The following is an 11,574-nucleotide window of genomic DNA, read 5'->3' on the forward strand; positions in this document are numbered from 1 at the left end:
AGGCTTCCGGGCCTGTGCCCGCACCACGGGTGCGCCGCGCTGGTGGTGCGGGTAGGCCCGGGTGCGGAGCGCGCCCGCATGGGCGCCGTCCCGTGTGCCCACCCTCCCCCTGGCTTCGCCCTGGGGGGACCCCCAGCCCCTGCGGGACGAATGCCCACACGGGGTGGGGCGAAAGCCCGCACCGCCCGTGCGGGTGGGCACCGGCCGGTAGGGCGGCGGGACGGGAGGGTCACGCTCCTCCTGCCAGGCGTTCGATCGCCGCCATCGGGACCGGGAGCCAGTCCGGGCGGTGGCGGGCCTCGTAGACGACCTCGTAGACGGCCTTGTCGGTCTCGTAGGCGCGGAGGAGGGCGGGGTGGGCGCGGGGGTCGGTGCCGGAGGCTTCCGCGTAGCCCGTGCAGTAGGCGGCGCGGCAGCGGGCGGCCCAGTCGGCGTTCCAGGGGCGGTGGGTGCGGGCCGCGTAGTCGAAGGAGCGGAGCATGCCGGCGATGTCGCGGACCGGCGGCTGCGGGCTGCGGCGCTCGTCGAGCGGCTTGGCAGGCTCGCCCTCGAAGTCGATCACCGCCCACGCGCCGTCCGAGCCGCGCAACGTCTGGCCGAGGTGCAGGTCGCCGTGGATGCGCTGGAGCGGCCCGGCGCCGCCCGCGTCGCCCGCGGCGGCGAACACGGCCCGCAGCCCCGGGACGTACGGCAGGAGCGCGGGCACCGCCTGCGCGGCGGCGTGCAGCCGGGCGTCCATCGCGGCGGCCAGGTGCGCGGCCCGGTCGCGCCGGAGGCGCTCGGTGGGCAGGGCGGTCGCCAGGGCGAGGTGCACCTCGGCGGTGGCCCGGCCGAGCGCGCGCGCCTCCGTGGTGAACTCCCGCCCGTCGGCGAGCGCGTCGAGGGCGAGCCGCCAGCCGTCCCGCGACTCGCGCAGGAAGGGCTGAAGGACACCCAGGGTGGCGTGCTCGGTCTCGAACCAGGCCACCGGCTCCGGCACCCGCGCGCAGCCCGCCCGTGCCAGGGCGAGCGGCAGCTCCAGGTCCGGGTTGGCGCCCGGGCTGACCCGCCGGAAGATCTTCAGGATGAACGAATCTCCGTAGACCAGCGACGAGTTGGACTGCTCGGCGTCGAGCACCCGCGGGGCGAGCGCGGGCAGCAGCGGGGCGGTGGTGTGGAAGCGCAGCGGGCCGATCCGGCCGGGCGCGCGCAGCCGTTCGTAGAGCAGTCCGGCGAGCCGCGGGTCGCGCAGCCCCTCGTAGACGGCCCGGCCCGCCAGCGGGCCCTGGCGGATCCGCCCGATGAGGGCGGGGGCGAGGCGCGGCGGCAGCTGGGGCCGCACCCCGAGGAGCAACTGGTAGCAGTCGGCGGGCGTTCCGGCCGGCCGGCCGGGTTGCTCGACCCGTACGAGCAGATGGAGGAGACCGGGTCCGGTGCCGTCCAGCGGCAGCAGCTCGGTGGCCGCGTCCAGAGCGAATCCGGTGACCCGGCGGCCCTTGCCGGCGAACCAGCGCTGCCGGGGCAGCCAGGTGTGCAGCAGGGGCGTGAGTGACGGAAGGAGGGCGTCCGGGGCCCGGGTGGTGGATGCGGTCTCCGGCATGGCATCGCGTCCTTTCCCCGGGGTGCGCACGGTGGGTTCGTATGCATTCAAATGCGCAGATTGTCCCGGATGGCGGCTTCGGCTGTCCGGCTGTGCGGGACGTGTCGGAGGGGGAAGATCCGTACGGGTCCGGCAAGAAGTCCCGTACGGAGCCTCCCGGTATGAGGCGGTGGAAACCGCCTCACACGGGACAGAACTGAAATGACGGTACTTCAGGATCGCTTGAGGCGGAACCAGTAGAACCCGTGCCCGGCGAGGGTCAGCAGATACGGCCACTGCCCGATCGCCGGGAACTCCACCCCGCCGATCAGCTCCACCGGCTTCACGCCGTCGAAGCGGCGCAGGTCGAGCTCGGTCGGCTGCGCGAAGCGGGAGAAATTGTTCACGCACAGCACGAGGTCGTCACCGTCTTCCCTGAGGAAGGCGAGCACCGCCGGGTTCGTCGACGGCAGTTCGGTGTACGAGCCGAGCCCGAAGGCACGGTTCTGCTTACGGATCTCGATCATCCGCTTCGTCCAGTGCAGCAACGAGGACGGCGAGGCCATCCCCGCCTCCACATTGGTCACCTGGTAGCCGTGCACCGGGTCCATGATGGCCGGGAGGTAGAGCCGGCCCGGATCGCAGGACGAGAAGCCCGCGTTGCGGTCCGGCGTCCACTGCATCGGGGTGCGCACCCCGTCCCGGTCGCCCAGCCAGATGTTGTCGCCCATGCCGATCTCGTCGCCGTAGTAGAGCACCGGCGAGCCCGGCAGCGAGAACAGCAGCGCGGTGAACAGCTCCATCTGCTTGCGGTCGTTGTCGAGGAGCGGGGCGAGCCGCCGCCGGATGCCGATGTTGGCCCGCATCCGCGGGTCCTTGGCGTACTCGGCGTACATGTAGTCGCGCTCTTCGTCCGTGACCATCTCGAGGGTCAGCTCGTCGTGGTTGCGCAGGAAGATGCCCCACTGGCAGCCGGACGGGATCGCCGGGGTCTTCGCCAGGATCTCGGAGACCGGGGTGCGCGACTCGCGCCGTACCGCCATGAAGATCCGCGGCATGACCGGGAAGTGGAAGGCCATGTGGCACTCGTCGCCGCCGGAGCGGAAGTCGCCGAAGTAGTCGACCACGTCCTCCGGCCACTGGTTGGCCTCGGCGAGCAGCACTCGGTCCGGGTAGTGCTCGTCGATCTCCTTGCGGACCGCCCGGAGGAAGGCGTGGGTGGCGGGCAGGTTCTCGCAGTTGGTGCCCTCCTCCTGGTAGAGGTACGGCACCGCGTCCAGCCGGAACCCGTCGATGCCGAGGTCCAGCCAGAAGCGCAGCGCGGACAGGATCTCCTCCTGGACCCGCGGGTTCTCGTAGTTGAGGTCCGGCTGGTGGGAGAAGAAGCGGTGCCAGTAGTACTGCTTGCGGACCGGGTCGAAGGTCCAGTTGGACGTCTCCGTGTCCACGAAGATGATCCGGGCGTCCGGGTACTGCTTGTCGTCGTCCGCCCAGACGTAGTAGTCCCCGTAGGGGCCGTCCGGGTCGCTGCGCGACTCCTGGAACCACGGGTGCGCGTCGCTCGTGTGGTTCATCACGAAGTCGATGATCACGCGCACCCCGCGGGCGTGCGCCGCGTCCACGAACTCCACGAAGTCGGCGAGATCGCCGAACTCCGGGAGCACCGAGGTGTAGTCGGCGACGTCGTAGCCGCCGTCGCGCAGCGGCGACTTGAAGAACGGGGGCAGCCAGAGGCAGTCCACCCCCAGCCACTGCAGATAGTCGAGACGCGACGTGATGCCCTTCAGGTCGCCGACTCCGTCGCCGTTGCTGTCCTGGAAGGAGCGGACCAGGACCTCGTAGAAGACCGCCCGCTTGAACCAGTCGGGATCGCGGTCCCTGGCGGGGGTGTCCTCGAAGGTGTCGGGGACGGGTTCGTTGACTGTCATGATGTGGGTGACCCTCCGGTCTGCGGGGACGGTCGCAGGACGAGCACGTGCGCGGGCGTGACACCCGGTTCCAGACGCACGTAGTTGGCCCTGCCCCAGTGATAGGTCTCGCCGGTGAGCTCGTCGCGCACCGGCACGGTCTCGTGCCAGGCGAGGCCGAGTTCCGGCATGTTCAACGAGACCGTGGCCTCCTGGGTGTGGTGGGGGTCGAGGTTGGCGACCACCAGAACGGTGTTCGGACCCGAACGCTTGGCGTACGCGATGACGGCGTCGTTGTCCGTCGCGTGGAAGGTCAGGTTCCGCAGCCGCCGCAGCGCCGGGTTGCGGCGCCGGATCCGGTTCAGGCTGGTGATCAGCGGGGCGATCGAGGCGCCCGAGCGCTCCGCCGACTCCCAGTCGCGCGGTCGCAGTTGGTACTTCTCCGAGTCCAGGTACTCCTCGCAGCCCTCGCGCAGCGGCGTGCCCTCGCACAGCTCGTAGCCCGCGTACATGCCCCAGGTCGGGGAGAGGGTCGCGGCGAGCACCGCCCGCGTCTCGAAGGCCGGCCGGCCGCCGTGCTGCAGATAGGCGTGCAGGATGTCCGGGGTGTTCACGAAGAGGTTCGGGCGCATGTGCGCGGCCGCGTCCCCGGACAGCTCCGTCAGGTACTCGGTCAGCTCCGCCTTGGTGTTGCGCCACGTGAAGTACGTGTACGACTGCTGGAAGCCGACCGCGCCGAGCGTGCGCATCATCGCAGGGCGGGTGAACGCCTCCGCCAGGAAGATGACATCCGGGTCCTGGCCGTTGATCTCGCCGATCACCCGCTCCCAGAACACCACCGGCTTGGTGTGCGGGTTGTCCACCCGGAAGATCCGCACCCCGTGGTCCATCCAGTGCCGAAGCACCCGCACCGTCTCCGCGACGATCCCGGCCATGTCGTCGCCGGCGCCGTCGAAGTCGATCGGATAGATGTCCTGGTACTTCTTCGGCGGGTTCTCCGCGTACGCGATAGAGCCGTCGGGCCGGCGCCTGAACCACTCCGGGTGCTTCTCCACCCACGGGTGGTCCGGCGAGCACTGCAGCGCGAAGTCCAGCGCGATCTCAAGCCGCAGCTCGCGCGCCCGCGCCACGAACGCGTCGAAGTCCTCGATCGTGCCCAGGTCCGGATGGACCGCGTCGTGCCCGCCCTCCGGCGAGCCGATCGCCCACGGCACGCCCACGTCCTCCGGGCTCGCCGACAGCGAGTTGTTCGGGCCCTTGCGGTGGGTCACGCCGATCGGATGGATCGGCGGCAGGTACACCACGTCGAAGCCCATCGCGGCGATGGCCGGAAGCCGCTCCGCGGCGGTGCGGAAGGTGCCCGGTTTCGTCCGCCCGCGGACCGTCCGCACCCCCTCGGAGCGCGGGAAGAACTCGTACCACGCACCGAACAGCGCCCGCTCGCGCTCCACCCGCAGCGGCAACGCGGGGGACTGGGAGACCAGTTCGCGCAGCGGATGCCGGTCCAGGGACTCCACCACCCGGGGCGCGAGCGCCGCCGCGAGCCGCACCGCCGCCGGCCGGGACTCGTCGCGCAGGGTGTCCGCGACGGCGAGCACCGCCTCCCGGCCGCCGCCCTTCTTCGGCACGCCCTTCGCGGCCCGCTCGTGCAGCTCCGCGCCCTCGGCGAGGACCAGCTCGGAGTCGATCCCGGCCGGGATCTTGATCCGCGCGGTGTGCCGCCAGGTCGCGAGCGGATCGCTCCACGCCTCGACGGTGTACGTCCACAGGCCCTCGGCGTCCGGGGTGACCTCGGCGCCCCACCGGTCGGAGCCCGGCGCCAGCTCCCGCATCGGGGTCCAGGGCCCGGGCCGCCCGGACGGGCCGCGCAGCACGACATTGGCGGCGACGGCGTCGTGCCCCTCGCGGAAGACGGTGGCCGTGACCTCGAAGGTCTCGCCCACCACCGCCTTCGCGGGGCGGCGGCCGCAATCGACCAGAGGGCTGACGTCCAGGACGGGAATGCGTCCCATGAGCGGATTCACGGCATCACCTGACGGTTCGCGAGGGTGCGGGTGGTGTGCGCTCTTTCTAGCTCCGTCGACGGCCGGGGAGTTGAGGGCATGGCCACTCCCGTGCGCGTTCACTCGGATGGCGGGTCTCGGAGGAGTACAGCGGGGTACGAGGAGGAGCCTTCCCCCGGATTTCGGGTGGGCAATCCGGCTGTTTGTTAACTACTAGGGCGTAGGGGCGCGAACGACAAGAACAGCTCCCGGACAAGCAACCGGCTCCGTCCCTGGGGGACGGAGCCGGTTCCGGGTCGGGGCCGCGTGCGCGTCCCGCCGGGTCACTTCCGCCAGAACAGGTGGTGGGTGACGCCGCTGGGGCTCGGCACCACATCGAGGTGGTAACGGTCGGTCAGCTCCTCGGGCGACTCCCACAGCCGCAGACCGGAACCCGCCTTTACGGGCGAGACGGCGATGTGCAGGGTGTCGATCAGGTCGGCGTCCAGGAACTCGCGGACCGTGGTGACCCCGCCGCCGAGCCGTACGTCCTTCCCCTCCGCCGCCTCCTTCGCCATCTCCAGGGCGGTGACCGGATCGGCGTCCACGAAGTGGAAGGTGGTGTCGGAGAGCGTGAACGAGGGTCGCGGATGGTGGGTCAGCACGAACACCGGCGTGTGGAACGGCGGCTCGTCGCCCCACCAGCCCTGCCACTCCAGGTCCTGCCACGGGCCGCGCTGCGGACCGAACTTGTTGCGGCCCATGATCTCGGCGCCGATGTTGTGCGAGAAGTCCCGCACCAGATAGTCGTCCAGACCCCGGCTGCCGCCCTCCTCGGTGCGCGTCGGCCAGCTCGCCGTCGCCCCGCACCAGGCGAACATCTTCTGCGGATCGATCGCATGCCCGAAGGGGCGCTCAAGGGTCTGGTCCTCGCCGGCGGCGACGCCGTCGAGCGAGACGTTGAAATTCTGGACCTTCAGGAGTTGCCGTGCCATGGGGTGGTGTTCCTTCCGAGCCGGGCCAGGGATGTCGTGTCGATGGTGGTGTCGATGATGGGACTCCCCGGGACCCGAAAACTCATCGCCGCGCCGCCGCGGATCCTTCGCGCGCCGTGGCGCGCGCCGCCCCGCGTGCCCTAGCGTCCGGTCACGGAACACGGCGGACGCACAGCGTGGTGCTTCCGCCCCGCTCCGTCACCTCCTGCGAAGGTGGAACACGTGAAGGCAATCCGTCGATTCACCGTGCGTCCCGTCCTCCCCGACACCCTTCGACCGCTCGCCGACCTGGCGTGCAACCTGCGCTGGTCCTGGCACGAGCCGACCCGCGCCCTCTTCGAGACCGTGGACCCGGAAGGGGTCCGCGCCGCCGACGGCGACCCCGTCCGCGCGCTCGGCGCCATCGACGCCGGGCGGCTCGCCGCGCTCGCCGCCGACCCCGACTTCCAGGCCCGGCTGCGGGCGGCGGCCGAGGACCTCGACCGCTATCTGACCGAACCCCGCTGGTACCAGCGGCAGCCCGGCGACCTGCCTGCCGCGATCGGCTACTTCTCGCCCGAGTTCGGCGTCACCGCCGCCCTCCCGCAGTACTCCGGCGGCCTCGGCATCCTGGCCGGCGACCACCTCAAGGCCGCCAGCGACCTCGGCGTGCCGCTGATCGCCGTCGGACTGCTCTACCGGCACGGCTACTTCCGGCAGTCGCTCTCCCGCGACGGCTGGCAGCAGGAGCACTACCCGGTGCTCGACCCGGGCGAACTCCCGCTCTCCCTGCTGCGCGAACCCGACGGCACCCCCGCCCGGGTCACCCTCGCCCTGCCCGGCGGGCGCTCGCTGCACGCCCACATCTGGATCGCCCGGGTCGGCCGGGTCCCGCTCCTCATGCTCGACTCGGACGTCGAGGAGAACGCCCCCGGCGAACGCGAGGTCACCGACCGGCTCTACGGCGGCGGCAGCGAGCACCGGCTGCTCCAGGAGATGCTGCTCGGCATCGGCGGCGTCCGCGCGCTCCGTACGTACGCCAGGCTCACCGGCACCCCCGCGCCCGAGGTCTTCCACACCAACGAGGGCCACGCGGGCTTCCTCGGCCTCGAACGCATCCGCGAGCTCGCCGAACCGGCGGCGGACGGGCGCCCCGGGCTCGACTTCGACGCCGCCCTGGAGGCCGTCCGCGCCGGGACCGTGTTCACCACCCACACCCCCGTCCCGGCCGGCATCGACCGCTTCGACCGCACCCTGGTCGCCCGCCACCTCGGCGAGGACGGCGCGCTGCCCGGCGTCGACACCGGCCGGATCCTCGCCCTCGGCGACGAGACCCCGCTCGGCGGCGACCCCGGCGTCTTCAACATGGCCGCCATGGGACTGCGGCTCGCCCGCCGCGCCAACGGCGTGTCCACCCTGCACGGCGCCGTCAGCCGCGCCATGTTCGCCGGACTCTGGCCCGGCTTCGACGCCGACGAGGTCCCGCTGACCTCCGTCACCAACGGCGTGCACGCCCCCACCTGGACCGCCCCCGAGGTCGCCGGGCTCGCCCCCGACGCCACCGACGGCGAGCTGTGGGAGCTGCGCCGCACCCTGCGCGAGCGGCTCGTCCTCGACGTACGGCAGCGGCTGCGGGCCTCCTGGCGGCAGCGCGGCGCGGCCGCCGCCGAACTCGGCTGGACCGACTCCGTCCTCGACCCCGACGTCCTCACCATCGGCTTCGCCCGCCGGGTCCCCTCGTACAAGCGGCTCACCCTCATGCTCCGCGACAAGGACCGGCTGCGGTCGCTGCTCCTTCACCCCGAGCGGCCGGTGCAGCTGGTCGTCGCGGGCAAGGCGCACCCGGCGGACGACGGCGGCAAGAAGCTGGTGCAGGAGCTGGTGCGGTTCGCCGACGACCCGCGGGTCCGGCACCGGATCGTCTTCCTGCCCGACTACGGCATGGGCATGGCCCGCGGTCTCTACCCCGGCTGCGACGTGTGGCTGAACAACCCGCTGCGCCCCCTTGAGGCGTGCGGCACCAGCGGGATGAAGGCCGCGCTCAACGGCTGCCTCAACCTCTCCGTCCTGGACGGCTGGTGGGACGAGTGGTTCGAGCCCGACTTCGGCTGGGCCATCCCCACCGCCGACGGCGCCGCCGCGCTCGACGAGGAGCGGCGCGACGACCTGGAGGCGGCCGCGCTCTACGAGCTGATCGAGCGCCGCGTCGCCCCCCGCTTCTACGACCGGGGCGCCGACGGGGTGCCGGCCGGCTGGACCGCGATGGTCCGCCGCACCCTCGCCGACCTCGGCCCCAAGGTGCTCGCCGACCGCATGGTCCAGGAGTACGTGGAGCGGCTCTACGCCCCCGCGGCCGCCGCCCACCGGGCCCTCGGCCCCGACGCGGCCCGCGAACTCGCCGCCTGGAAGGCCCGGGTACGCGCCGCCTGGCCCAAGGTCTCCGTCGACCACGTCGAGGTCGGCGACGACCTCCGCGACGCGGAACTCGGCGCGACCCCGGCGGTCCGGGTCCGCGTGTCCCTCGGCGAGCTCCACCCCGACGACGTCGAGGTCCAGGTCGTCACCGGCCGCGTCGACGCCGACGACCGCCTCCTCTCCCCCCGCACCGCCGTCCTCAAGCCCGCGGGCGGCCCGGACCTGGAGGGCCGCCTCCCCTACGCGGGCGCCCTCTCCCTGGACCGCACGGGCCCCTTCGGCTGCACGGTCCGCGTCCTCCCCGCCCATCCCCTCCTCACCCACCCGGCCGAACTCGGCCTGGCGGCCCTCCCGGCGGAGACGACGGGGGAGGGGGCGGGGGTGCTGCTGCGCTGAGGGCCCGCCTCAGCCCAGCCGGTCCTTCGAGACCAGCCGGCCGTCGGTGAAGCAGAGCCGGTACACCGGAACCGCCGCGAAGACGGTGGAGCGGTAGTACCGGCACTCGTCCGCGGACGACGGCTCCGGCGGGAGGCCGGGCGGGGCGGTGGGGAGGGGGTGGTCGGGGAGGTCGTCGGACAGGTCGGCGTAGGGCCGGCCGACGAGGAGGCGCGCGTAGTTGTCGGGCTCCAGGTAGGAGCGGGACTGGGTCCAGACGGCGACCGCGCCCACCAGCGCGGTCAGGGCGACGAGCAGCGCGATCGGGATCCAGATCGCCCGGACCAGGTCGCGGCGCACCTCCCGGCGGGCCCGGTCCAGTTCACGCGCCGAGGTCGGTGCGGCGGCCGGCGCCGCCACCGGCGCCCGCCGGGGCACCGTGGCCGTCAGGACGAAGCCCCCGTCCGGGGACGCCCCGTGATCGAGCGAACCCCCCGCGAGCCGCACCCGCTCGTCGAGGCCCACGAGACCGGTGCCGGTGGCCGTCGCGTGCGACGTGCCGGCACTGCGGCCGGGCGGGTTGGCGCCCCGCGGGGCGCCCGTCCCGCCGGCGGGCCCGCGCGGGGTGTCCGTATCGCTGCCCGGACCGCCGGCGGGCCCGCGCGAGAAGTCGCCGGCCGGGCCGTTGGCCACCCGTACCCGGACCGTGTCGCCGGGCTCCTCCACCTCCACCGTCACCGTGATCGGGGCGCCCGGTGCGTGCTTGGCCGCATTGGTCAGGGCCTCCTGGACGACCCGGTGGAGCGCGCGGCCGGGCATGCCGGGCAGGTTCGGCACCGGGGCGCCGGTGAGGGTGATCGGGAGGCCGGAGGCGTGGGCGCGGGCGAGCAGGGCGGGGAGCGTTTCGGCGGGTGGGGTCGTCGGGGGTGCCGTGTGGTCCTCCCGGAGCACGCCGATCACGTCCCGGAGACGCTCGGTCGCGTCCGCCGCCGCACGGCGGAGTTCGCCCGCCGCGTGCTGCTGGTCCGGGCCGAGGGCCGGGTCGACCTCCAGGGCGCCCGCGCGGACCGCGATGAGCGCCAGGTCGTGGCCGAGGGAGTCGTGCATGTCGCCCGCGATGCGGGACCGTTCGCGCAGCCGCTCCCGGTCCGCGACCGCCGCCTGCTCGCGCTCCATCCGGTCCGCCAGCTCCCAGCCGCTGCGTACGAGCCGGTCGTACTGGCGTACGTAACGCCCGATCAGCCACGGCGCCACGACCGCGAGCGCGATCGCGAGCAGCAGCGTGAACCACGGCCCGAGCGAGGTCCCGGTGAACCGGGTGAGCACCAGGCCCACCGCCGCCACCGCGCCGAACAGCCACCACGCGCCCCGGCTCTGCTCCTGCCGCCGCCCGGCGAGATACCCGAAGGCGACCAGGGCGAGGCTGTACGAGGGGGTGAACAGCTCCAGGGTGGCGGGCAGGCTGACCGCGACCGTGACGGCGAGCGGCAGCAGCGGCCACCGCCGGCTGACCGCGACGCACCCGCCGAGGACGGCCACACCCACCGCGACCTGGGTCCACGAGCCGCCGTCCGCGGGGTCGGAGCGCAGCAGCACCGGGACGCAGAGCAGCAGCCACAGACCGAGGTCGAAGAGGCGCTCACGCATCCGACGCGTCCGCATCCGCATCCGACGTGCCCGGGACCAGGCCCGCCTCGTACGCGAGGACCGCGAGCTGCACCCGGTTGCGCAGGCCCAGACGGCCAAGAACCGCGCTCACATGCGCCTTGACGGTCGCCTCCACCACATGGAGCCGCTCGGCGATCTCCTGATTCGACAGGCCGGCCGCGAGCAGCGCCACCACCTCCCGTTCGCGGCCGGTGAGCGGCGCCAGCCGGTCCCGGGCGTCGGCGGCCCGGCCGAGCCGCTCGCCGCCGAGGGTGTCGATGACCCGGCGGGCGACGAGGGGCGAGAGCGCCGCCCCGCCGCCCGCGACCGCCCGCACCCCGGCGATCAGCTCGCGCGGATCCCCGGACTTCAGCAGGAAGCCGCTCACGCCGCTGCCCAGGGCCCGCTCGATGTACGCGTCCTCCGAGAAGGTGGTGAGCACCACGACCGCCGTCCCGGGCGCCGCCCGCCGCAGCTCCTCGGCCGCGCCGAGCCCGTCGAGCCGGGGCATCCGGATGTCGAGCAGGGCCACGTCGGGGCGGTGCAGCCGGGCCAGTTCGACCGCCTGGTGCCCGTCCCCGGCCTCGGCGACCACCTCGATCCCGGGGTCGGTGGCGAGGATCGCCCGTACCCCGGCCCGGATCATCGTCTCGTCGTCGGCAAGCAGCACCCTGATCATCCGCCCAGCGTACGGGCGGGGGCGCGGCCCCCGGCGG

7 protein-coding genes are annotated in these 11,574 nt (G+C 73.3%); 1 reads left to right on the forward strand and 6 read right to left on the reverse strand.

Annotation, left to right across the window (positions count from 1 at the left end; translation table 11 throughout):
• Window positions 1-229: 229 nt before the first annotated feature.
• From JAO84_RS25805 to JAO84_RS25820, 4 genes are all read right to left on the reverse strand, one after another.
• Complete coding sequence (locus JAO84_RS25805) at window positions 230-1,579, reverse strand: maltokinase (protein ID WP_370414972.1); 1,350 nt, start codon at window positions 1,577-1,579, stop codon at window positions 230-232.
• A 212-nt stretch (window positions 1,580-1,791) separates the two neighbouring features.
• Window positions 1,792-3,486, reverse strand: a complete 1,695-nt coding sequence (gene treS, locus JAO84_RS25810; protein ID WP_370414973.1) for a maltose alpha-D-glucosyltransferase — start codon at window positions 3,484-3,486, stop codon at window positions 1,792-1,794.
• Window positions 3,483-5,477, reverse strand: a complete 1,995-nt coding sequence (locus JAO84_RS25815) for an alpha-1,4-glucan--maltose-1-phosphate maltosyltransferase (RefSeq protein WP_370414974.1) — start codon at window positions 5,475-5,477, stop codon at window positions 3,483-3,485. The genes treS and JAO84_RS25815 overlap by 4 nt, the downstream gene beginning before the upstream one ends.
• A gap of 314 nt (window positions 5,478-5,791) precedes the next feature.
• Window positions 5,792-6,442: a dihydrofolate reductase family protein gene (locus JAO84_RS25820; protein ID WP_370414975.1), complete on the reverse strand. Its 651-nt coding sequence runs from the start codon at window positions 6,440-6,442 to the stop codon at window positions 5,792-5,794.
• Window positions 6,443-6,664: 222 nt separating this feature from the next.
• Between JAO84_RS25820 and glgP the strand changes: the two genes are divergently transcribed.
• On the forward strand, window positions 6,665-9,232 hold the full coding sequence (glgP, locus tag JAO84_RS25825; protein ID WP_370414976.1) for an alpha-glucan family phosphorylase: 2,568 nt from the start codon (window positions 6,665-6,667) through the stop codon (window positions 9,230-9,232).
• Window positions 9,233-9,241: 9 nt separating this feature from the next.
• Here glgP and JAO84_RS25830 read toward each other — a convergent pair whose 3' ends face one another.
• Together JAO84_RS25830 and JAO84_RS25835 are read right to left on the reverse strand one after the other, a co-directional pair.
• On the reverse strand, window positions 9,242-10,858 hold the full coding sequence (locus tag JAO84_RS25830) for a sensor histidine kinase (protein WP_370414977.1): 1,617 nt from the start codon (window positions 10,856-10,858) through the stop codon (window positions 9,242-9,244).
• Window positions 10,851-11,537, reverse strand: coding sequence for a response regulator (locus JAO84_RS25835; RefSeq protein WP_370414978.1), 687 nt, complete (start codon window positions 11,535-11,537; stop codon window positions 10,851-10,853). The genes JAO84_RS25830 and JAO84_RS25835 overlap by 8 nt, the downstream gene beginning before the upstream one ends.
• Window positions 11,538-11,574: the final 37 nt, after the last annotated feature.

The sequence above is a fragment of the Streptomyces fradiae genome, assembly GCF_041270065.1.
Classification (GTDB): domain Bacteria; phylum Actinomycetota; class Actinomycetes; order Streptomycetales; family Streptomycetaceae; genus Streptomyces.